General features: G+C 63.4%; 23 protein-coding genes and 1 tRNA gene. 8 read left to right on the top strand and 16 right to left on the bottom strand.

The annotated features are described in order from the left end of the window. Positions 1-16: 16 nt before the first annotated feature. Together WCE35_RS02680 and WCE35_RS02675 are read right to left on the bottom strand one after the other, a co-directional pair. On the bottom strand, positions 17-802 hold the full coding sequence (locus WCE35_RS02680; RefSeq protein ID WP_424591795.1) for a 2-keto-4-pentenoate hydratase: 786 nt from the start codon (positions 800-802) through the stop codon (positions 17-19). Between the two features lie 23 nt (positions 803-825). Beyond that, positions 826-1,395, bottom strand: a complete 570-nt coding sequence (locus WCE35_RS02675) for a L,D-transpeptidase family protein (protein ID WP_424591794.1) — start codon at positions 1,393-1,395, stop codon at positions 826-828. A gap of 227 nt (positions 1,396-1,622) precedes the next feature. Between WCE35_RS02675 and WCE35_RS02670 the strand changes: the two genes are divergently transcribed. Further along, positions 1,623-2,309 carry a response regulator transcription factor gene (locus WCE35_RS02670; RefSeq protein WP_424591793.1) on the top strand — a complete coding sequence of 229 codons (687 nt, stop codon included), beginning with the start codon at positions 1,623-1,625 and terminating at the stop codon, positions 2,307-2,309. A 54-nt stretch (positions 2,310-2,363) separates the two neighbouring features. Next, complete coding sequence (locus WCE35_RS02665; protein WP_424591792.1) at positions 2,364-2,804, top strand: cyclic nucleotide-binding domain-containing protein; 441 nt, start codon at positions 2,364-2,366, stop codon at positions 2,802-2,804. A 92-nt stretch (positions 2,805-2,896) separates the two neighbouring features. On the opposite strand, the gene WCE35_RS02660 is transcribed toward WCE35_RS02665, so the two are convergent. From WCE35_RS02660 to WCE35_RS02645, 4 genes are all read right to left on the bottom strand, one after another. Next, complete coding sequence (locus WCE35_RS02660) at positions 2,897-3,712, bottom strand: exodeoxyribonuclease III (RefSeq protein WP_424591791.1); 816 nt, start codon at positions 3,710-3,712, stop codon at positions 2,897-2,899. A 77-nt stretch (positions 3,713-3,789) separates the two neighbouring features. Then, positions 3,790-4,599 carry an outer-membrane lipoprotein carrier protein LolA gene (locus WCE35_RS02655; protein WP_424591790.1) on the bottom strand — a complete coding sequence of 270 codons (810 nt, stop codon included), beginning with the start codon at positions 4,597-4,599 and terminating at the stop codon, positions 3,790-3,792. A gap of 108 nt (positions 4,600-4,707) precedes the next feature. Continuing rightward, on the bottom strand, positions 4,708-7,137 hold the full coding sequence (locus WCE35_RS02650) for a DNA translocase FtsK (protein ID WP_424591789.1): 2,430 nt from the start codon (positions 7,135-7,137) through the stop codon (positions 4,708-4,710). Positions 7,138-7,149: 12 nt separating this feature from the next. Continuing rightward, complete coding sequence (locus WCE35_RS02645) at positions 7,150-8,370, bottom strand: aminotransferase class I/II-fold pyridoxal phosphate-dependent enzyme (RefSeq protein WP_424591788.1); 1,221 nt, start codon at positions 8,368-8,370, stop codon at positions 7,150-7,152. Positions 8,371-9,335: 965 nt separating this feature from the next. Here WCE35_RS02645 and WCE35_RS02640 point away from each other — a divergent pair. Both WCE35_RS02640 and WCE35_RS02635 read left to right on the top strand, forming a co-directional pair. After that, positions 9,336-9,566 carry an AbrB/MazE/SpoVT family DNA-binding domain-containing protein gene (locus tag WCE35_RS02640; RefSeq protein ID WP_424591787.1) on the top strand — a complete coding sequence of 77 codons (231 nt, stop codon included), beginning with the start codon at positions 9,336-9,338 and terminating at the stop codon, positions 9,564-9,566. Between the two features lie 4 nt (positions 9,567-9,570). Beyond that, positions 9,571-9,981, top strand: coding sequence for a type II toxin-antitoxin system VapC family toxin (locus tag WCE35_RS02635; protein WP_424591786.1), 411 nt, complete (start codon positions 9,571-9,573; stop codon positions 9,979-9,981). 10 nt (positions 9,982-9,991) lie between these two features. On the opposite strand, the gene WCE35_RS02630 is transcribed toward WCE35_RS02635, so the two are convergent. The 5 genes from WCE35_RS02630 to WCE35_RS02610 form a co-directional block, all read right to left on the bottom strand. After that, the gene (locus WCE35_RS02630) at positions 9,992-10,399 is read right to left on the bottom strand and encodes a GFA family protein (RefSeq protein WP_424591785.1); all 408 of its coding nucleotides are present in this window, start codon (positions 10,397-10,399) and stop codon (positions 9,992-9,994) included. Between the two features lie 281 nt (positions 10,400-10,680). Next, complete coding sequence (locus tag WCE35_RS02625) at positions 10,681-12,123, bottom strand: ammonium transporter (protein ID WP_424591784.1); 1,443 nt, start codon at positions 12,121-12,123, stop codon at positions 10,681-10,683. Between the two features lie 37 nt (positions 12,124-12,160). Further along, positions 12,161-12,499: a P-II family nitrogen regulator gene (locus WCE35_RS02620; protein ID WP_424591783.1), complete on the bottom strand. Its 339-nt coding sequence runs from the start codon at positions 12,497-12,499 to the stop codon at positions 12,161-12,163. A 307-nt stretch (positions 12,500-12,806) separates the two neighbouring features. Continuing rightward, complete coding sequence (locus WCE35_RS02615; RefSeq protein WP_424591782.1) at positions 12,807-14,114, bottom strand: ammonium transporter; 1,308 nt, start codon at positions 14,112-14,114, stop codon at positions 12,807-12,809. A gap of 167 nt (positions 14,115-14,281) precedes the next feature. Continuing rightward, on the bottom strand, positions 14,282-14,620 hold the full coding sequence (locus WCE35_RS02610) for a P-II family nitrogen regulator (RefSeq protein ID WP_424591781.1): 339 nt from the start codon (positions 14,618-14,620) through the stop codon (positions 14,282-14,284). Between the two features lie 252 nt (positions 14,621-14,872). Between WCE35_RS02610 and WCE35_RS02605 the strand changes: the two genes are divergently transcribed. Then, entirely contained in the window at positions 14,873-15,745 is an 873-nt protein-coding gene (locus tag WCE35_RS02605; protein WP_424591780.1) for a DUF4339 domain-containing protein, read from the top strand. An 18-nt stretch (positions 15,746-15,763) separates the two neighbouring features. On the opposite strand, the gene tesB is transcribed toward WCE35_RS02605, so the two are convergent. Continuing rightward, positions 15,764-16,624, bottom strand: a complete 861-nt coding sequence (gene tesB / locus WCE35_RS02600; protein WP_424591779.1) for an acyl-CoA thioesterase II — start codon at positions 16,622-16,624, stop codon at positions 15,764-15,766. Positions 16,625-16,864: 240 nt separating this feature from the next. Between tesB and WCE35_RS02595 the strand changes: the two genes are divergently transcribed. Next, on the top strand, positions 16,865-18,085 hold the full coding sequence (locus WCE35_RS02595) for a ubiquinone biosynthesis hydroxylase (protein ID WP_424591778.1): 1,221 nt from the start codon (positions 16,865-16,867) through the stop codon (positions 18,083-18,085). Positions 18,086-18,156: 71 nt separating this feature from the next. On the opposite strand, the gene WCE35_RS02590 is transcribed toward WCE35_RS02595, so the two are convergent. From WCE35_RS02590 to trxA, 4 genes are all read right to left on the bottom strand, one after another. Beyond that, positions 18,157-18,354 (bottom strand): Trm112 family protein, encoded by a 198-nt coding sequence (locus WCE35_RS02590; RefSeq protein WP_424591777.1) that lies wholly within the window; start codon positions 18,352-18,354, stop codon positions 18,157-18,159. A 180-nt stretch (positions 18,355-18,534) separates the two neighbouring features. Then, positions 18,535-18,801: a helix-turn-helix domain-containing protein gene (locus tag WCE35_RS02585; protein ID WP_424591776.1), complete on the bottom strand. Its 267-nt coding sequence runs from the start codon at positions 18,799-18,801 to the stop codon at positions 18,535-18,537. A 54-nt stretch (positions 18,802-18,855) separates the two neighbouring features. Beyond that, positions 18,856-19,530: an LON peptidase substrate-binding domain-containing protein gene (locus WCE35_RS02580; protein ID WP_424591775.1), complete on the bottom strand. Its 675-nt coding sequence runs from the start codon at positions 19,528-19,530 to the stop codon at positions 18,856-18,858. Between the two features lie 81 nt (positions 19,531-19,611). After that, the gene (trxA, locus tag WCE35_RS02575) at positions 19,612-20,535 is read right to left on the bottom strand and encodes a thioredoxin (RefSeq protein WP_424591774.1); all 924 of its coding nucleotides are present in this window, start codon (positions 20,533-20,535) and stop codon (positions 19,612-19,614) included. 454 nt (positions 20,536-20,989) lie between these two features. Here trxA and WCE35_RS02570 point away from each other — a divergent pair. Beyond that, positions 20,990-21,064, top strand: a tRNA-Gly gene (locus WCE35_RS02570). A 156-nt stretch (positions 21,065-21,220) separates the two neighbouring features. Beyond that, positions 21,221-22,005, top strand: a 785-nt coding sequence (locus WCE35_RS02565) for a phospholipase effector Tle1 domain-containing protein (protein ID WP_424591773.1), incomplete at its 3' end; no start/stop codon positions are given.

Genomic DNA, 22,005 nt, shown 5'->3' with positions numbered 1-22,005 from the left:
ATGACGTGGAAAGAGTCTAGCGAAACGCCACCGACACCTTTCCCAGCGCACCGAAATCTGCCTCGAACAAATCGCCGGATTGAATTGGCAGCGGCGGATGGCAGGTTCCCGTGGTCACCACCTCGCCTGCTTTCAGCGTCACGCCGAGCGCGCGCAGTTCATTGGCAAGCCAGGCCAACGCGACGCGGGGATCGCCGAGCACATTCCTGCCGTGACCGAGATACCGCTTTCCGCGCAGCGTGATGACCGGCCTCTGCTCGATCAGATCAAGTGCGCGCCAGTTCGCGGTGGTCGGCCGACCGAGAACGAACAGATGCGCGCAGGCATTGTCGGCGATGATCTGCGCGGCGCCCGCGCTGACGAAATCGGTGAAACGCGAATCGGGAATCTCGATCGCGGGATGAAGCGTGTCGACCGCGTCCAGAACCTCCTGCACGGCATAAGGCGATGACCGCGGGGCAAGGTCCCTTGCCATGCGAAAGGCAAATTCCGGCTCGCCGACGCGCATTTCATTGCCGGCCATCGAAGCCGTGCCGCCCTCGGGGATCACCGTCTCCGGCAGGATGCGCCCTGCCATCGGGCCATCGACATTGATATGTTTTTGGCCGGCTGCGCTGGTCGCCGCGATCTTCCAGCCGAATAATCTTCCGGCGGAGTATTTTTCGATTTCCCCCTGGATCGCGTAGCCCTCGGCGCGGTTGCGCGGCCGCAGCGAAGCTTCGAGGCCGCCGAACTTGGTCCCGGCGCGCCAATGGTCGTTCAGGGTCTTTGACGCCGCGGCGATCTGGTTGTGGTCGAGCATGGCAGTGATTCCCGAGAGCGGCCTTAGCCGATGATGATCCTGGTCCGCCGGCTCATCCGCCGCAACAACCGCAACATCGCGGATTTCGTCATCGAAACGCAACCCGCGGTGGCCGAGAAATTGGTGCGCGCCAGGTGCAGGAACACCGCGCTGCCGCGGCCGGCGATGCGCGGCGCGCTATTGTGGTCGATTTCGACGATGAAGTCGTAGAGATGATCGTCGCGGGTGAGCCGGTCGCCGGCCTTGTCGCGGCCGAGCCGGATCGGCTGGTTGTAGTGGCGGTCCTTGGGGTCTTCGCACCAGGCGTCCTCGGGCCGGATCGGGCGGATCGGCAGGTAGGTCCGCGGGCGCGGATGGCGGTCGGCGCGCCACCACAAGCACAGCGGGCGGAAGGTGCCTTTGGGCGTCGCGCCATCGCCTTCGCGCTTGTTGGCGAGAATACCGCCGCGGCCCAGCGCCACCGGAACGGTCCAGCCATCCGCGGTCAACCAGCCCCGGCACGGGTTACCCGCGGCGGGGTGAACCCGGATCGCCGAGAGCGGCCGATCACGCACATCCTTCGCATAAGTGATTGAAAAATATATACTTTCCATGAGAATCATTCGCAAACAAGGGTCGGCTGGCCTGCCAGGATCGTTCCATCTGGCGAGTTGATTCCATTACCGGACATTTCACCCAAATGCCTGCCGATTGTGGGATAGACTGCCCTCGCCTTGAGAATCCGTAACAATCGCTTAACTGAATACGAATCCAGCTACCACGTCTCGGACTCAAAACACTCCCGCTGGAGTCCGCCGCCTGCCTCACAAGGATCGTACCTATGGCCAATGCCCGCAAGATCCTGATCGTGGATGACGATACCGATCTGCGCGATACGCTGGTCGAGCAACTATCGCTGCATGAGGAATTCGAAGCGTCCGCGGTCGATACCGGCGCCAAGGGCGCCAGCGCGGCCAAGGCCAATTCTCCCGATCTCGTGCTGATGGACGTGGGCCTGCCGGATACCGACGGCCGCGAAGTCGTGCGCTCCTTGCGCAAGGGCGGCTTCAAGGCTCCCATTATCATGCTGACCGGGCACGATAGCGATTCGGACACCATCCTTGGGCTCGAATCCGGTGCCAATGATTATGTCGCCAAGCCGTTCCGGTTCGCAGTACTGCTGGCCCGGATTCGGGCGCAGCTTCGTCAGCACGAAGCCAGCGAGGACGCGGTCTTTTCCGTTGGCCCCTACAGTTTCCGGCCCGGCTCCAAAATGCTGACCGGCGCCAATGCCAGGAAAGTGCGGCTGACCGAGAAGGAGACCGCAATCCTGCGCTTCCTCTATCGCGCGGGCCAGCTGCCGGTGTCGCGCGAGACGCTGCTGCAGGAAGTCTGGGGCTATAATTCGGGCGTGACCACCCATACGCTGGAGACCCACATCTATCGGCTGCGGCAGAAGATTGAAAAGGATGCGGCCAACCCGGAGATCCTGGTGACGGAAGCCGGTGGCTACAAGCTGGTGCCGTGATACGATTCGCGCCACGATTCATCGCCGTTTGCGCACCCCCCTCGCCGGTCCGGTATGTCGATCGAAGATGACGTAGCCCTGCTGCAGCGGGTCCCGACACTGCGTCTGTTGGGCGATACCGCGTTGCGCATGCTGGCGATCGGTTCGGAACAGCGCGATTTCGATCGGGGCGATCAGCTTTTCAACGCCGGCGACGAAGCCGACGCAGGTTACATCGTCCGGCGCGGCGCGTTCCGTGTCGAGGATGGCGGCGCCGAGATCGTTGCGGGTCCAGGCGCCCTGATCGGCGAGCTTGCGATGATCGTGGCGATGCGGCGGCCGTCGAGCGCGATCGCGCTCGAGCGATCCTCGGTGATTCGTGTTGCGCGCAGCCTGTTTCAGCGCGTGCTGGAAAGCGACCCTGCCGCGGCGCGCCGGCTGCGTGACGAAATGGCGGCCCGCTCCAGCCAGCTCGCCAGCGACATCCTGATGGCCGGCGCAAAGCTCGGTAGCTGATGATAGCGTTTTCAAGCGAAGCATGCCCTCGGACTTGATCCGGGGGTGGACGCCGGCTCGCGTGAAGAAAACGCGTCGAGACAAGAGCAGGATCAAACCTCCAGCACCACCGTCACCGGCACATGGTCCGATGGCCGCTCCCAGCCGCGGGCGTCGCGGCTGATACGGAAATCACTGACGCTATCCTTGAGCGCGCGGGAGACCCAGATGTGGTCGAGCCGCCGGCCGCGGTCGGCCACGGTCCAGTCGGCGGCGCGATAGCTCCACCACGTGTAGACCTTTTCCGAGAGCGGGATCCGTTCGCGCGCGACGTCGAACCACTCGCCGTGTGCCTGCGCGGCCAACAGCTTCTCGCATTCGATCGGCGTATGCGACACGACCTTCAGCAATTGCTTGTGCGACCACACGTCATTCTCGTGCGGCGCAACATTGAGATCGCCGACCAGAATATGCCGGTCGTCGCCGCGCGGATGCAGCGGCGCGCAGGCCCTGATCTCGTCGAGAAAACGCAGCTTGTGCTCGAATTTCGGATTGAGCGCGGGATCCGGAATATCGCCGCCGGCCGGAACGTAGAAATTATGCAGCACCAGCGGCTTGGAAAGCCGCGCCTTCTCGCCGAAAGCCACCGAGATGTGACGCGAATCGGCCTTGTCGCAAAAGGTGCGGATATCCCTGTTCTCGAATGGCAGCTTCGAGACGATGGCGACGCCGTGGTAGCCCTTCTGCCCGTTCAGCGCGACGTGCTGATAGCCGAGGCGCTTGAAACGCTTCAGCGGAAACGCGTCATCGATGCATTTGGTTTCCTGCAGGCAGAGCACGTCCGGCCGTGCCGACTTGATGAATTTGGCCACGAGATCGATGCGCAGGCGCACCGAGTTGATATTCCACGTTGTCAGGGAGAAGCGCATGGGAACCGGCTATTACCACGGTTCAAGCCGTCGTTGTCCGTTCTCCACAGGCAAGGACGGGAACACGCGCTTTGGGATCAGCCGGGCGGGCTGAGATAATTGGTAAAGTCGATCTTGAATAGCCCGGGATCGACCTTCCTGGTGGTGTCGAGATTATACACCGCGACCGTGGTGTCGTAGCCCTGCGGGTCGGTCACGGTCCATTGCTTGAGCTGGCCGTCCTTGGCGCCAATCATCAGCATCAGGCGGCTGGTGCCGATCAGCGCCTGCTTTTCCTCGATGGTGACGCTGATGAAGACATCGTCGGCGGTCACGTTGACGACGTTGGTATCCTTCAGCAGGTCGATGCGGTCCGACAGCAGGAACCGCAGCGGCGTCTGCGACAGCGGATAGATATCCTGGGTCGCAAGCTTGCGGTCGCGCACCGCAAGCGCCGATCCGTCGGCGATGATCGCGATCGGGTTCGGCGCGTCGTATTCGAAACGCACCTTGCCCGGCTTCTGGATGTAGAAATCGCCCTTGGTCTTGCTGCCGTCGGGCCCGACCTGGACGAAATTCCCGACCAGCGTCTGCAGCGACGACAGATAGCTGCTCACCCTGGCGGCCTGCGCCTTCTGGTTCGCATCGAAGCTGGCGAAGATGTTGGCCGGCGCGCTGCGGCGTGGGTCGGGAATCACCGGGTTCGGCGGCGCCTGGGTGGTGCCGGTCGTCACCCCGCCCTTCTGCGGGTCCGGTCCGCCGATTGGCATGCCATCGCGGCTTTTTGGCGCGGGCTTTGGAACCGGAACGTTCTGCGCGGCCGACGGGGCCGCGCCGCCGGCGATGGAAGCGGTCATGAGCAGCGCCAGCCCGTAACGGATGCCACGAAGAGTTTGTCGTTTTGCCATTCGATGTTTCGGATCTCTTTTCAAGGCGTCGTGCCGCTTCGCCATTACCATTCTATCGCGCTTCATAGCCAAGGAGATATCGTTTTTCCGTGAAAATATCGCGCCAATTCAGAAGCGGCCTTCTTCTTCCTCGACCAGAATCTCGCGTTTGCCGGCGTGATTCGCCTGACCGACGATGCCCTCGAGCTCCATCCTCTCCATCAGCGATGCGGCGCGGTTATATCCGATCTGCAGCCGGCGTTGAATGTAGCTGGTCGAGGCCTTGCGGTCGCGTTTGACGATCGCAACCGCCTGCGTGAACAGGTCGCCGCCGCCGTCGCCGCCCATGCCGGTGGAATCGAACACCGCGCCGTCCTCATCGGTCGGCTCTTCCGCCGTGACCGCCTCGAGATATTCCGGCGAGCCTTGCGTCTTGAGATGGCGCACGACTTTTTCGACCTCTTCATCGGAGACGAACGGGCCGTGCACGCGGCTGATGCGTCCGCCGCCGGCCATATAGAGCATGTCGCCCTGGCCGAGCAGCTGCTCGGCCCCCATCTCGCCGAGGATGGTGCGGCTGTCGATTTTCGAGGTGACCTGGAACGAGATCCGGGTCGGGAAGTTCGCCTTGATGGTGCCGGTGATGACGTCGACCGAGGGCCGCTGCGTGGCGAGGATCACGTGCAGGCCGGCGGCGCGTGCCATCTGCGCCAGCCGCTGCACCGCGCCTTCGATGTCCTTGCCGGCGACCATCATCAGGTCGGCCATTTCGTCGACGATGATGACGATGTAGGGCAGCGGATCGAGGTCGAGCTTCTCTTCCTCATAGATCGCCCTGCCGGTTTCCTTGTCGAAGCCAGTATGCACCGTGCGCGTCAGTTCCTCGCCCTTGCCTCTGGCCTCGGCCAGGCGCGCGTTGTAGCCGTCGATGTTGCGCACCCCGAGCTTGGACATTTTCTTGTAGCGTTCTTCCATCTCGCGCACCGCCCATTTCAGCGCCACCACCGCCTTCTTCGGGTCGGTCACGACGGGCGTCAGCAGATGCGGGATGCCGTCATAGACCGAGAGTTCGAGCATCTTCGGATCGACCATGATCAGGCGGCACTGGTCGGGCCTCAAGCGGTAGACCAGGCTGAGGATCATGGTATTGATCGCCACCGATTTGCCCGAGCCGGTGGTGCCGGCGATCAGCATATGCGGGGTGCGCGCGAGATCGATGATGATGGCGTCGCCGCCGATATTCTTGCCGAGGCAAAGCGGCAGCTTGGCAACCGATTCGTTGCTGTCTCTCGTCGTCAGTAATTCACGCAGGTAGACCTTTTCACGATGGGCGTTCGGCAGTTCGATGCCGATGGCGTTGCGGCCGGCGACCACGGCAACGCGGGCCGACAGCGCGCTCATCGAGCGGGCGATATCGTCGGCAAGGCCGATGACGCGCGACGATTTGATGCCGGGCGCGGGCTCGAGCTCGTACAGCGTCACCACTGGTCCGGGGTGGGCCTTGACGATTTCGCCGCGCACGCCGAAATCCCCGAGCACGCCCTCCAGCGCGCGCGAGTTGGCTTCCAGTTCGCTCTTGCTGAGCGGCTGCCGATCGGAAGCCTTTGGCGCCGTCAATACCGATACCGAAGGCAGTTCGAATTTGTCGGACGATTTGCGCCCCGAGGCGCGCGGCGCCGCTTTCCTGCGCGGGCTACGGGCGGCGGGCGCCTCGTCGTCCTCCTCGTCCTCGTCCTCATCCTCGAAATCTTCTTCAGCATGCGAGCGGCCGCCGAGACTTGGCTCCTGGCGTTCGAACGAAAACGCGCGGGGCGGCGGCGAACTTGCAACCAGCGAGCGGTATGCCGTCGTCAATAGCCACCCCAGCCGGGCCTTCGCGCTCATCAGCGCATGAAACATCCAGCCGAGCGAGACCGAGCTGCGCTCGTCTTCCTCGAAGGGCGCGTCGTCGTCCGCGATCGGGGTCAGTTCTTCGTCGCTGGCGCGCGAACCCCAGCCGCTCGCGAACGGGAAGGTCGCCAGCATCGCCGTGAACAGGATCGTTCCGAGCACGAGCCGGTAGACCAGGCCCACGGGGCCGAACACGACAGCCGGCGCGCGCACCAGCGCGTCTCCGACCACGCCGCCAAGCCCGGTAGGCAGCGGCCAGGCCCAGCCATGCGGCCAGCAACTGGCAAAGCCCGCCGCGATCACGGTGCACAGAATCCAGCATCCGAGCCGCAGCGCCTCGCGGTCGAAACCGCGATGCGTCAGCATGCGCCAGCCCCATACCGCCACCGGCAGGACCAGCATGATCGCGCCAAGGCCGAGGATCTGCATCAGGAGATCAGCGCCGACCGCGCCCGGATAGCCGACGATGTTGCGGATCGGGCGCGAGGTGGCGTGGCTGAGGCTTGGATCCTGCACCGACCACGTCATCAGCGCGGCTGCCGCCACGCCGGACGCCGCGATCAGGCTCAGTCCCGCGAGTTCGCGCAACCGCCGCGCCAGCGCCTCGCGGATCGCCGAAGGCAACTGGCCGACCAGGGGAATGACACGTTCGATCGCTGGCATGCTCATCGGGCCCTGCGACTAATCCAGAGTTTCGACCAGCCGGTGCAACGCCTCGGCTGTTGATTCGCCGTCCGACACCAGCGCGAGGCGGATGTAGCCGGCGCCGGGATTGCTGCCGTCATCCTGCGGTCGCGCCAGATAGCTTCCGGGGATCACGCGCACGCCGGCGTCTCGATAGAGTTTCACCGTCGCGGCTTCGTCGCCGCCGCGCGAGGAGACATCGAGCCAGACACAGAAGCCGCCGGCCGGCCGGCGATAACCGTAGCGATTGCCGAGGATCTGGTCGGCAAGGTCGAACTTGATCCGGTAAAGCCGGCGATTCTCCTCGACATGGGCCTCGTCGCTATAGGCGGCGACCGCGACATGCTGCAGCGGCACCGGCACCTGCGGTGCGGCGACGTTGCGCAATTCGTGAAACTGGTCGAGAAATCTTGCATCGCCGGCGGCAAAGCCGACGCGCATGCCCGGCAGGTTCGAGCGCTTCGACAGCGATTGAAACGCGACCACGTTGGTAAAGTCGGGTCCGGCGCATTCCAGCGCGCTGCCCGGCGCATCCCGGGTGTAGATTTCCGAATAGCATTCGTCGCTCAGGATCATGAAGCCGAAGCGGTCGGCCAGCTTCTTCAGGCGAAGGAAATAGTCGCGTGAGGCGACCGAACCTTGCGGATTGGCGGGCGAGGCGATGAAGATGGCAACGGTCCGGGCCAGCGTCGCGTCGTCGAGCGTGTCGAGATCCGGCAAAAATCCGTTGGCAAGCGTGGTCGGCAGATAGATCTGTTCGCATCCGGCGGCGCGGGCGCCGGCGCCATAGGCCGGATAAAACGGGTTGGGCATCAGGATCGCAGGTTTTCCCTTGCGCGCACCGGCATAACGAGCGGCCGATATCGCGGCGAAGAACAGGCCCTCGCGGCTGCCGTTCAAGACCAAAATTTCGCGCTCGGGATCGATCGCCCGCGGCAGGTGGAACCGGGTCGAAAGCCAGCTCGCCGCGGCGCGCCGGAACGGCTCGATGCCCCGGGCCAAGGGGTAGCGGCCGAATTCGGCGATATGGCTGGCCAGAACCGGGCCGACAAAGTCCGGCACCGGGTGCTGCGGCTCCCCCAATGATAGCGTAATCAATGGCTTGGCTGGCTGATACGAGGCCAACAGCTCGGTGGTCCTGGCGAACGGCGAGCGCTCGGCCTGACCGGCCGGCGCTACATTGCCGGCGCCCTGCGCCACGCCGGAAGGAGCGGTCATTGCCATGTCTGAAGCGCCAGCACTTTCAAAGCGGTCGAGGAGCCCAAATGATCGACCGGAAACCGATCAAACCACCATAGATACGGCGAGGTTAAGACGCGATTAACCATCGAAGCCGGCGGCGATTTTGCCTGATTTTCCTGCGCGGAGAAAGAATGGATCGATCGGCGCGGCCGGCCGTCGGGCATGCATTCGCGCGAAGCATTGGCTTGGTGATGGCGGCCTCATGACATGCGCTCGCGGCCCCACGGCGCGAGGGGCCCGGGTTGTTGCTGAAATCTCCGCCCCCTGAAATCAGAGGGCGCAGGGAAGGCCGGGCTGGCTGGCACCCGCGGTCTCGTGCGCAAAAATGCGGTAGAATGCGCGCACGAGCATACAGGTATCAGCCGGGGCATCCGACCTTCCCTGCGCAATGGTTTGAACGGCTTATGGCGTACTCTCCCCGGCGACGAATTCGTCTTGTCACCGTCGTCCGCGAATTAGCAACGGAATCCGCGCCCGGTTGGGCCGATCTGTCTTCGCGAACTTGACGCCAGCAACGGGCGCCAGGACCACACGCTTTTGCCGTACGCGACCCGTCTTCGCCAAGAGGCTTCGCCAGGCTTGGTACCCGTCCGCCGAAGCTTTAACGAATTCGGAAGCAGCGCCGGTCGTCTGCGCGCCGTTTACCGCTCACGGATCGAAACCCGCCCTGCGATCCCGTTTCGCGCCCGTCGCTGCCGCGTCCACCGCATCCCACCCCAACGTCCGTGACGATCGCGAGCGCCCCTCGTGGGGGACGGGATACCGGGTTCTAGGACTGATTTGGGTCCGATGGAAATAGGAATATTTTTCTAGATGAGACTGGACAGTAGAATCAGCGATGAAATCGTTCGGGAAATTCCCGTTTTCAGGCCCGAAGGGTGACTGGACAATTTGTGCGGTATTACCATATCATGATGAGGTATTACTTTTGGAGACTCACGATGGCAACGACGGTTACCAGCAAGGGTCAAGTCACAATTCCAAAGCCGGTTCGCGATCATCTGGGGATTGTAGCCGGCAGCAAGGTCGAATTCCGCCGTGCTGCAGACGGAAGCGTCGTGATCGAAAAAGCCGGTGGCACGAGCCAGCCGAGCCGTTTCGCGAAGCTGGTCGGCATCGCGGGTCCGGGTCCTTCTACCGACGAGATCATGGCGATGACGCGCGGAGAATAGTCCCGTGACGCTGGTGGATTCGAACGTCCTGCTCGACGTTTTCACCAAAACCCCGATCTGGTGGGAATGGGCGCTCGCGCAGCTTGAGAATGCCGCCAGGCGCGGCCCCCTGATCGTCAACGACGTTATCCTGGCTGAAACATCGATCCGCTTTCCAAGTATCGAAGATTTCGACGCTGCCTTGGCAGACGCAGGCATAACCTTTGCGCCGATACCGCGGACGGCGCTCTTCCTCGCCGGAAAAGCTTTTGTTCGGTACCGCAACTCAGGTGGCGTTCGCACCGGCGTGCTGCCAGATTTTTTCATCGGCGCCCACGCAGAGGTGGAAAGGCTACCGCTGCTGACGCGTGATGTGAGGCGCTATCGAAATTACTTTCCGATGGTGACGCTGATTGCGCCGGAGAGTGAAGGCTAGACAGCGCCTGCTACCGCGACGGCAGCCGCTCAAAACTCGGCATGCCCTCAGGCAGGTGGTGATAGGGCTGCTTGTCGATGGTGTAGATCGCCATCTGCGGGCCGCCGAACAGGCTGGGATCGTCGAGCGTGCCGACCTTGATCACCACGGCAGGCAGGCCCGGCGGCCGCGTCACGACATGCGTGCCGCATTCGGCGCAGAACTCCCGCGTCACGGCGCGCTCCAGATCGCTGCGCTTGAATTGCCTGGGCGTATCCTTGGTATATTTGAAGCCGGCGATCGGCATCAGCAGAAACATGTTGGTCGAACCGCCGGTGATATACTGGCATTCGCGGCAGTGGCACTGCGCCTTCATCATCGGCTCGCCCTCGGCCACATAGCGCACCTTGCCGCAATAGCATCCGCCTTCCAGTTTCATGACGCTCTCCCCTGCCCTGTTTGCGGCATTTCGACGCCTCGCGCGGGGTTTGGCAACCGGTTTTTCGGGGGCACCGGCCTTATTTTGACGCGTTTTCCTCACGCGAACCGGTGCCCATCCCGCATCGGGTGCGGGGCAGGCTTTCGCTCGAAAACGCTATGGGAAAAAAGAAAGGGGGCCCCAGCTTGCGCTGGAGCCCCCTCAACGGTCAGGGCATTGCCGGGTATGTGCCCGAACCGGAGTTGCGGCGCGACCGCGGGGAGACCGCGCCCCGGGAGAACTCACATATTGTAGGCGCGCTCGGTGTGCTCGGTGACGTCGAGGCCTTCGCGCTCGGTTTCGACGTTGACCCGCAGGCCGACGATGACATCGACGATCTTGTAGAGGATCGCCGAAACCACGCCCGACCACACCAGCGTGGTGGCGACGCCCCAGCTCTGCGACGTCATCTGGGCCACGAAGTCGTAGTCGGCGATCTTGCCGGTCTCGTAGTTCATGATACCGGCGCCGCCGAGCGCCGGATTGACCAGGATGCCGGTGCCGAGCGCGCCGATGATTCCGCCGATGCAGTGGACGCCGAACACGTCGAGCGAGTCGTCATAGCCGAGCGCATTCTTGACCACGGTGCAGAAGAACAGGCAGACCACGCCGACCACGAGACCGAGCGCGATCGCGCCCATCGGGCCGGAGTAACCGGCCGCGGGTGTCACCGCCACCAGCCCCGCCACCGCGCCCGACAACGCGCCGAGCACGGAGGGATGACCCTTGATGATCCACTCCGCGAACATCCAGGCCAGCGCCGCCGCCGCGGTTGCGACGAACGAGTTGGTCATGGCGAGCGCGGCGCCGCCGGAGGCCTCCAGGTTCGATCCGGCATTGAAGCCGAACCAGCCGACCCAGAGCAGCGAGGCGCCGATCATGCTCATGGTCAGCGAGTGCGGCGCCATCAGCTCCTTGCCGTAGCCGGTGCGCTTGCCGATCAACAGCGCGCCGACCAGACCGGCGATACCGGCGTTGATGTGCACCACGGTGCCGCCGGCGAAGTCGATCGCGCCCTTCTTGAAGATCCAGCCGGCGTCGGCGTTGACTTCATCGAGCTTGGCTTGGGCGGCCGTCTTCGCCGCCGCATCACCCGCCGCGGCCAGCGCCTTGACCGCATCCGAGATCGCGTCCGGTCCGGCCCAGTACCAGACCATGTGGGCGATCGGGAAATAGACCAACGTCACCCACAGCGGAATGAACAGCGCGACCGCCGCGAACTTCATCCGCTCGGCGAAGGCGCCGACGATGAGAGCCGGGGTGATCGCCGCGAAGGTCATCTGGAAGCAGACGTAAACGAGCTCGGAGATGTTGGCGTCAATGCTGAAGGTCGCCGCCTTAGAATCCGGCGTCACGCCCGACAGGAACGCCTTGGAGAAGCCGCCGATGAAGTCGGAGCCGCCGGTGAAGGTGAGGCTGTAGCCGTACAGCGCCCAGAGCACGGTGACCATGCAGACGGTGTAGAAAACCTGCATCAGCACCGAGAGCATGTTCTTGGAACGGACCAGGCCGCCATAGAACAGCGCAAGACCGGGAATCGTCATCATCAGCACCAGCACCGTCGATGTCAGCATCCAGGCATTGTCGCCCTTGTTGACGGTTGGCTCGGCGTAGGCAGCGGTCGCGGCGAACAGGCCGACTGCGAGGGCCGCCAATCCCGCGCTATAGGGACGCTTGAACGTCATTTGGTTTACTCCTGAGTGGATATGGTTGAGCGCGAAATCAGAGTGCGGCGGCATCCGCCTCTCCCGTGCGGATGCGAACCGCGTGGTCGAGGTTGATGACGAAGATCTTGCCGTCGCCGATCTGTCCGGTTTTCGCCGCCGAGGTGATCGCTTCGATGGTCTTGTCGACCTGCTCCGAGGCGACAGCGACCTCGAGCTTGATCTTGGGCAGGAAGCTCACGGCGTACTCGGCGCCGCGATAGATTTCCGTATGGCCTTTCTGTCGGCCATAGCCTTTGACTTCCGTTACCGTGAGACCGTGAACGCCAATGGCGGTCAAGGCGTCACGGACTTCTTCGAGCTTGAATGGCTTGATGATCGCCATAACAATTTTCATGGGTCCTATCCCCGCTTGGGCCCGGTGCAGACAGACCGGGAGTTTCTTTCGACTGAGGTCCACCACGCGGAGAAGTTCACTACGCGGGCACAGCCAGGACCGTTAGAATCAAATGCCGTGCCAGACCGGACCTGTTCCCTAACGGACTATGAATCCGTCCCTTTTCGCGCTCTGCGGGAAAAGCCCCCGGCTGCGCCAATCCGTCGCGCCCAAAACATAGTCACGCCTGCCTAACAAATGGGCGCAGCAGGCTGCCGACATAATTCTGCCCAGCGGCGAGGCAGGAGGACGGTATTTAGATGTAGATTTATTGGAGCGCTTCGCCGTGCTGCGAGATGTCGAGGCCTTCCAGCTCCTGCTGCGGCGAGACGCGCAGCGGCACAAAGACGCTTACCAGCTTGAGTAGCGCATAGGTCACACCGCCGGACCACACCAGAGTAGCGGCGATCCCGTACAACTGGATCAACACCTGCTGCGGATGGCCTTCGATCAGGCCGGAGGTGCCGCCGATGGCGCTGGCCGCAAATATTCCGGCAAGCAGGGTGCCGGTCATGCCGCCGATGCCGTGGACGCCGAACACGTCGAGCGAATCGTCATATTGGAGACGCTGCTTCAGCCAGGTGCAGGCCCAGTAGCAGAACACACCCGCGACCACGCCGATGACGATGCCGTGCCACGGCGCGACGAATCCGGAAGCCGGCGTGATCGTGCCAAGGCCCGCGACGGCGCCGGAAATCATGCCGAGCACCGACGGCTTGCGCCGGGTCACCCATTCGATCGCGCCCCAGGTCAGTGCGCCGGCACAGGCCGCCAGATGGGTGGCGACGATCGCCATCACGGCGCGTGAATTCGCCGCCAGCGCCGAGCCGCCGTTGAAGCCGAACCAGCCGACCCACAACAGCCCGGTGCCGATCACCGCGAGCGACAAGTCGAACGGCGCAAGGTTTTCGCTGCCATAGCCGTGACGCCGGCCCATCACTTTCGCCGCGACCAGTCCGCCGATACCGGCGGAAAGATGCACCACGAGACCGCCGGCAAAATCCAGCACGCCCATGGCCGCGAGGAAGCCGCCGCCCCACACCCAATGCGCGAGCGGAACATAGACAAAGGCGAACCAGCCGGTCGAGAACAGGATATAGGCGGAAAACCGCATCCGGTCCGCGACGGAGCCGGCCACCAGCGCCACGGTGATGATCGCGAACGTCATCTGGTAGAGCATGAACAGCGCTTCCGGAATGGTCTTCGCGGCGGGATTGACGCCGTCCATCGTCATGCCTGCAAGAAACCAGCGGTCGAGCGTGCCGAGCCACGGACCGTCACCGATGAACGCCAGCGAATAGCCGAACGTCACCCACAGGATGGAGATGGTCGCGACCGTGACCAGACTCTGCGCCATCGTCGCCAGCACGTTCTTCTTGCGCACCATGCCGGAATAGAACAGCGCCAGCCCCGGGATCGTCATCATCAGCACCAGCGCCGTTGCGACGATCATCCAGGCGGTATCGGCGGCGTTGATGTCGGACGTTTGGGCAAGAGCCGGCGTCGCCAGCCCGAAGATCGTCGCAACATTGACGAGCGCAGCCAGCTTCGCTGCACGATACGATAGCGCCCCCATGGAAATTCCCCGGTCTGTTGTGGCTTCTTGCTGTGCGCCCGGCGTCGTTACCGGATGCGGTTGAGATTTTTCGGAGTGGGATGACCTTTCATCCCACTCTATCTTTCGGTTTGAGCGCGATCTTTTCGGAAAACCGGTACCCACTTTTCCGGATCGCGCTCTTGAAGTCAGAGCGCGTCGGCGTCGGTTTCGCCGGTGCGGATGCGCAGCGCGTGATCGATCGGCGTCACGAAGATCTTGCCGTCGCCAATCTGGCCGGTGCGCGCGGCGGCGGTGATGGCCTCAACCGCCTTGTCGGCGATTTCGGACGCGACGGCGACTTCGATCCGCAGCTTGGGCAGGAAGTTCACGACATATTCGGCGCCGCGATAGATTTCGGTGTGGCCCTTCTGCCGGCCATAGCCCTTCACCTCGGTCACGGTCATGCCGTGGACGCCGATGGCGGTCAGCGCCTGGCGCACCTCGTCCAGCTTGAAGGGTTTGATGATCGCGACGACGAGTTTCATGGTCAGGCCTTCATTTCTCTCAAGACTGCGGGGAACCCTGATTTCAGGGCGTAGTTTTCACGTTCGCCCAAATCTGGCATTTTTCCGGGCGAATGGCACAAAAAAGTTGCAGGTGTAAGGGAAAACGTCGCGGGCTCGTGACCTCAATGACTGTACAGGCCACGGGCTCGTCCGCAGAATACGGTCTTCCTCGCCCCGCCAGCGAGTCCCGCCGGCTCGGCTTCCGCCACAACGCTCTGGGGATTAGAAAAAATGTCGAACCGATCGTGGTTTTATGCGTCCGAAGGCCAGCAAAAGGGTCCTTTTCCGGAGGGTCAGTTGCGCGACCTCATTACCCGAGGTGCGGTGAGAGCGGATACGCTGGTCTGGACCGAGGGGATGGCTGGCTGGCAGAAGGCCGGCGACATTCCCGGTCTGGTACCGGGCGGCTCCCGGCCTCCCGTTATTTCGCAATCCGATGGTCTGCCGGCGAGCGCGGGCGGCTACGCCGGGGGACCGCTTTCAATCGACGTTGACCTGTGGCCCCTGCTTGGCCGCTGCCTGCTGTTCGTGATCGGGCTCATGCTGGTGATCCCGGCGCCATGGACGGCGACCAGCTTCTACCGATGGATGGCGTCGCGCATCCATGTGCCGGGTCGGCCGAACTTCGCATTCACCGGCGAGGTTGGCGACATCTGGTACGTGTTCGTCGCGATGGGGCTTCTGAGCTATGCCGGTCTGAGCGATAGCTACATTGTTCAGCTCGTTGCCATCCCGGTGCAGGCGTTTCTGTCCTGGATGAGCATTCGCTGGATCGCCGGCAATCTCGCCTCGAACGGGCAGCGGCTTCCGATCGCCTTCGACGGCAGCGCGTTGGGCTATATCGGCTGGTTCGTGCTGCTGTACATTTCCTTCATCACCATCATCGGCTGGGCCTGGGTGACGACCGCCTGGATGCGATGGAATTTCCGCAACATCGTCGGCACGCAACGCGAGGTCATCTTCAATGCGAGTGGACTCGATGTGCTGTGGCGAACGATCGCGTTCAGCTTCGGTTGCCTGCTGATCATCCCGATCCCGTGGCTGCTGCGCTGGTATATAAGCTGGTACGTCTCGCAAATCGCGCTCGTCAACCGGACCGCCTGAGGCGAAGCGTCAATCCGTTCACCGGCGTTCGCGCAGCGAACCTTCCTGGGCGACGGAAGCCACCAGCGTGCCGTCGGGCCTGAAGATCAGGCCGCGGGTCAAACCGCGGCCGGCTTGCGCGCTCGGCGAATCCTGCGCGTAGAGCAGCCATTCGTCGGCGCGGAACGGCCGGTGAAACCACATCGCGTGATCGAGGCTCGCCGGCATCATGCGCTTGTCGAACAGCGTGCGGCCGTAGCGCGCCATCGCGGCATCGAGCAGCGAAAAGTCCGAGGCATAGGCCAGCGCGCACATGTGCAGCGCCGGATCGTCAGGGAGTTTCGCGGCGGTCCGGATCCAGACATGGATGCGGCCGTCGTCGATCCTCTCACCGAAATAACGGCCGAGTTCGACCGGGCGCAATTCGATCGGCCGGTCCGATTCGTAGTAACGGCGGATGAAATCCGGCATCTCCCGGAACATCGGCTGCTTGGCGACCTCCTCGGCGGTGAGCTTTTCCGGCGGCGGCACCTCCGGCATCCGGTCCTGGTGATCGAACGAGCCCTGTTCGTCGGCATGAAACGACACCATGATCGAGAAGATCGCGTTGCCGTGCTGGATCGCGGTGACGCGGCGGGTCGAATAGCTCCTGCCGTCACGCAGCCGCTCGACCTCGTAGATGATCGGAATCTGGGGATCGCCGGGCAGGATGAAGTAGCAGTGCAGCGAATGCGGCAGGCGGGCCTCGACGGTGCGGCATGCCGCCACCATGGCCTGGCCGATCACCTGCCCGCCGAACACCCGCTGCCAGCTCGTCTTCGGGCTGTTGCCGCGGAACATATTCACCTCGATCGGCTCGAGATCGAGGATGGAAATCAGGTCAATCAGGCCTTTGGACATGGCGGCGCTTTCAATGCGTCGAGATGCAAATGACAATCGTCATTCCGGGGCGCGAGTGTAACGAGCGAACTATGATGTGCAATTGCACATCAGAGAATCCATAACCACAATCGGGAGTACGGATTCCGGCCTGCGCCTGGCGGCGCATCCCGGAATGACGAGGGTTAACGGGCGTTGTTTGGCGAACTTGTTTCGCCCAGCTATACTCCAAGCGCAAGAGTATGAGTAAACAGGTTTCCCATGCCGGCACAGCGAAGCATTGTCATCTGCGGGGGCGCGTTTGCCGGGCTGGCGCTGGCGCTGGCGCTCCGTCAGGGCCTCGGCGCCGATATTGCCGTGATCGTGGCCGATCCGGCGCTCGGCGTCCGGCCGAGCCGCGATCCGCGCGCCACCGCCATCGTCGCCGCCTGCCGCCGGCTGTTCGAGACGCTCGGCGTCTGGGGACAGGTCGCTTGCTCCGCGCAGCCGATCCTCGACATGGTGGTCACCGATTCCAGACTGGAAGACGCCACCCGCCCGGTGTTCCTGACCTTTGCGGGCGACGTCGAACCCGGCGAACCCTTCGCGCATATGGTCGAAAACCGTCATCTGATCGATGCGCTGGTTGCGCGCTGCGAAGCCGAGGGCATCGATCTGCGTGCCACCGCGGTATCGACCTTCGATTCACGTCCCGACAGCGTCACGGTGACGCTCGCTGACGGCAAGATCATCGAGGCCAGCCTGCTGGTCGCCGCCGACGGCGCCCGCTCGAAATTGCGCGAGCGCGCCGGCATCGCCACCCATGGCTGGGATTACGATCAATCCGGCATCGTCGTCACCGTCGGCCATGAACGCGATCATCACGGCCGCGCCGAAGAGCATTTTTTGCCCGCCGGTCCGTTCGCGATCCTGCCGCTGACGGGAAAACGCGCTTCGCTGGTTTGGACCGAGAACCGCAAGGAGGCGGCGCGAATCGTAGCCCTCGCCGCGGACGAATTCCACGGCGAGCTCGAGCGGCGTTTTGGGCTGCATCTCGGCGAGATCAGGGCGCTCGACAAACCGCGGGTGTTTCCGCTCGGCTATTTCGTCGCCCGCGCGTTCATCGCCGAGCGGCTGGCGCTGGTCGGCGACGCCGCGCATGTGATTCACCCGATTGCCGGCCAAGGCCTCAATATGGGCCTGAAGGATGTCGCAGCGTTGGCCGAAGTGGTGGTCGATGCTGCGCGGCTCGGCATCGATCTCGGCCAGGCCAGCGTGCTCGAGCGCTATCAGCGCTGGCGGCGGTTCGACACCATGGCGATGGGACTCGCCACCAACTCGCTGAACTTCCTGTTCTCGAACGAATCGACGCTGTTGCGCACCGTCCGCGATATCGGGCTCGGACTGGTCGACCGCACCCCGCCGCTGAAAAGCCTGTTCATCCGCCAGGCCGCGGGACTGTCGGGTGAGGTGCCGCGGCTGCTGAAGGGCGAGGCGCTGTAAGGCAGCGAATGGCGAAATAGGGAGTAGCGAACAGACGTTTCCATTCGCCACTCCCTATTCGCCCTGTTGCGTCACTCGATCTTGCGCGCCTCTTCCGGCAGCATGATCGGAATGCCGTCGCGGATCGGATAGGCGAGTTTGGCCGAGCGCGAGATCAGCTCCTGTCTGGAGTCATCGAACTCCAGCGGACCCTTGGTCAGCGGACAGACCAGAATTTCCAGCAATTTTGGATCGACGGTGCCTTCGAGGCGTTCGGGCGGGGAATTCATGCGCGGTCTCCGGCGTGGCGGCGCTCTCCTAACATATCCGACCCGCAGGTGTAACTGTTTGAGCCAGCGGGTGGCCATCAACGGCAACTCGTCGAGCACGGCCTGTTGTCTCGCTTGCGGCAACCGCCGGTCCGACTGCGCAAAGCCGAGAAACGCCCAATAGAGGGAGCCGGGGGTTCATCAAGCCTGCCACTTGCGGGCCCGCTTCAAGGTCGCCGACGGCAGTTCGCCGAACAGGATACGAAAATCTTGCGCGAAATGACCGGGATTCTGGAAACCGCATTTCAGCGCGACCTGCACCACCGAGGCGTCATCGCCCGATTTTTCGAGCATTTCCCGCGCGCGGTTGAGCCGCACCCGCTTGACGAAATCGGCCGGCGAATAGCCGCGGTCCTGCTTGAACTGCCGGAACAGGCTCCTGGCGCCGACATTGGCGACCGCGACCATCGCCTCGATTGGAACGCCGCCTCGGGACTGACAGGCCAGGTCGATGTCTGCCCGCTACTGCAGCGGCGGATCGCCGCTGGTGCGCTTCTTGGCGAGATCCATCTCGGTCACCGCGATCAGGATTTCGGCGCGGGTTTTCAGGTCGGGCGCTTCCAGCATCGCCTGCTTTTCGGGCGGGCCATAGGGCGACATCATCGCCAGGGCGTTGACCAGCGCTTCATTCGGCGCACTCTCGATGCCTTCCCAATCCACTTTCAGATTGTTGGCTTTGAGAAAATCCGTCAGCACCTCGAGCAGCGCCTTGCGGTCGACCGCCTCCTCGCCCTTGCGGGCGGTGAAATCGTCGGCGTAGCAAAAGAAATCGACCTTGCACTGCCGATAGGCGGTCAGCGCCGAAACCTCCTCGATCACCTTGAAGCGCGCGATGCCGGTGAGTTCGAGGATGTAGCGGCCATCGCCGGATTCGGCGAGCTGGGTGATGCGCCCGGCGCAGCCGACCCGAAACAGCGCGGGTTTGGTCGCGTCCTGCGAATGGGTCACGTCCGGCTGGATCATCCCGATCAGCCGGTGGCCGTCACGAAGCGCGTCGTCCACCATCGCAAGATAGCGCGGCTCGAAGATATTGAGCGGCATCTGGCCGCGCGGCAGCAGCAGCGCGCCAGGCAGCGGGAACACCGGAATCACTTCGGGAAGCTCGCCGGGTCCGCGATATTCGGCATTGATCGGCATCGGCGGCCCCGGTGGCTGAAGTCTCTATGTTTCTGCGCGTATTGTTATCGCAAAACCGGTGTCACCGTCGCGGAATACGCGCTATGAAAACAGAATCGTCGACAACCGCTTTCGGCCCTCGACGGTCGCCTCTTCGGCGCCGCCCCACGCCTCGAACAACTGCACCAGCTGCTTGCGCGCGCCGTCGTCATTCCATTTGCGGTCACGCTTGACGATTTCAAGCAAATGCGCGGTCGCCTCGCTGCGTTTGCCCGCGGCGTTGAGGGCGGTCGCCAGATCGAAGCGCGCCTGGTGATCGAGCGGGTTTGCGGCTACTTTCTGCTCCAGCTCTGCGACCGGGCCGACGGCGCGGGCCTGCTCGGCCAGATCGATCGCCGCCTGCACCGCCTTCACCGCGGCGTCGTTGCGCTTCGATTCGGCAACCATGGCGATGGTCTGCCTGGCCTGTTCGACCGCGCCGGTCGCCAGGTAGCATTTCGCCAGTCCCGCCAGCGCGGCGATGTTGGTGGCATCAACCGCCAGCACCTCGGCATAGATCTGGGCCGCGGCCGCGGCATCGCCTTCCGCCAGCACGGCTTCGGCCTCCTGGAGGATTTCCGCGATATTCGGCTCGCCCGCGGCCGGCACCCCTTTTGTGATCTTTTCGATGAAGGCATTGACCTGGCTCTCGGGCACCGCGCCCATGAACCCGTCGGCGGGCTGGCCGCCCACGAAGGCGATCACGGCCGGGATCGACTGGATCCCCATCTGGCCGGGAATCGCCGGATGCTCGTCGATGTTCATCTTGACCAGCTTGACCCGGCCTTTGGCGGCGCGAACCGCCTTTTCGAGGATCGGCGTCAGCTGGCGGCAGGGACCGCACCATGGCGCCCAGAAATCGATCAGCACCGGCTGGCGTTTCGATTCCTCGATGACGTCCTTCACGAAGGTCTGGGTGGTCGTTTCCTTGATCAGATCGGGCGCCGCCTGCGGCGCCGGTCCGCTCCCCTGCTCAATGATCGTCACTCTATCCTCGCCTGATGTTTCGAAAATCGGCCCGTTCTAGCACGGCTGGACGGGCGGTTCAGAGTTCCTGTGCGGGAAAATGGCGCTTTGTGCGGAAATTTCAATTGGCTGCCTTGGCCCCCACGACGATTGGCAGGATGCCGACGAAGTTCCGGGCAAGTGGCAGCCCACGTTCACGGATGGCTCGGCCAAGCCTTCGTCCTGGCCAAGACTTCGTCCCGGCGGAGTGTCGGACGGCCGGCTCGCAGCCCGAATCGCCACGCACCAGCGGCAGGGTTCCCGGCCGAGGACGGAATAAGGAGCCGTTCGGACTTGGTTTCGTCCGATTCGCACCGATTTGATATTGAAATCGGACCATCTGAGCGGGTTCGGGCCGTTCGCGAACTGTTGCATTCACGGGCCGCATTTGGCATAGCTCTGCCGTTGCCGGCGCGCGATCGCCGCCAATTCGGATGCGGGTGTAGCTCAGTGGTAGAGCACGACCTTGCCAAGGTCGGGGTCGAGGGTTCGAGCCCCTTCGCCCGCTCCAGATTTCTCCAGCACCAGAGCCTGGGAAGTCCACCGCCGTCCGGCGATCCCATCGCTTTTGACTCTCTGTGAACCAGATCGCTTTTCCGGGAAGAAAGCGCGTGTCATGCTCTGACGCCAGAGATTGCATTTGTCTCCGACAACGCGGGGCGCGGTCATGAGCCGAAACATCGTCCTCCTGTCCGACGGGACCGGCAACTCCGCCGCGAAAGTCTGGCGCACCAATGTCTGGCGCACCTTCGAGGCGCTCGACCTGTCCGGCAGCGACCAGGTCGCTTTCTACGACGACGGCGTCGGCACGTCCTCGTTCAAGCCCTGGGCGATCTTTGGCGGCGCGTTCGGCATCGGCCTGAAGCGCAATGTCATCGACATCTACAAATTCGCCTGCCGCAACCATCGCGACGACAACGATCGCCTCTTCGGCTTCGGCTTTAGCCGCGGCGCCTTCACCATCCGCGTCGTCGGCGGGCTCATTCTCAACCAGGGTCTCGTCACCGCTCAAAACGAGAAGGAACTCGATCAGAAAGCACGCGCGGCCTATCGCCAGTATCGCCGCGAGCGCTACCACACCATCTGGGGCATCGAGGATATCTTCCGTGGCGTCCGCGATCTGTTCCTGCGGGATAAATATGAGAAGGCCGACAACCGGCACGTGGCAAAGGTCCATTTCGTCGGCGTCTGGGACACCGTCTCCGCCTATGGCGCGCCGCTCGACGAAATGACACGCGGCATCAGCCGCTACATCTGGCCGCTCGAGCTTCCCACTCACACCCTTCCCCGCGACCGGGTGACACGTGCCTGCCAGGCGCTGGCGCTGGACGAGGAACGAACCACATTTCATCCCGAGTTGTGGAACGAGGGCGACGTAGCGGTCGGTGAACCCGATCCGGCCAGGGAGCGTTTCGTCAAGGACGAGCAGCTCAGCCAGGTGTGGTTCGCAGG

It is taken from the genome of Bradyrhizobium sp., from assembly GCF_049691595.1.
GTDB lineage: Bacteria > Pseudomonadota > Alphaproteobacteria > Rhizobiales > Xanthobacteraceae > Bradyrhizobium.
The sequence above is the reverse complement of the archived record's forward strand: the minus strand, read 5'-3'. Positions and strand labels throughout refer to the sequence as shown.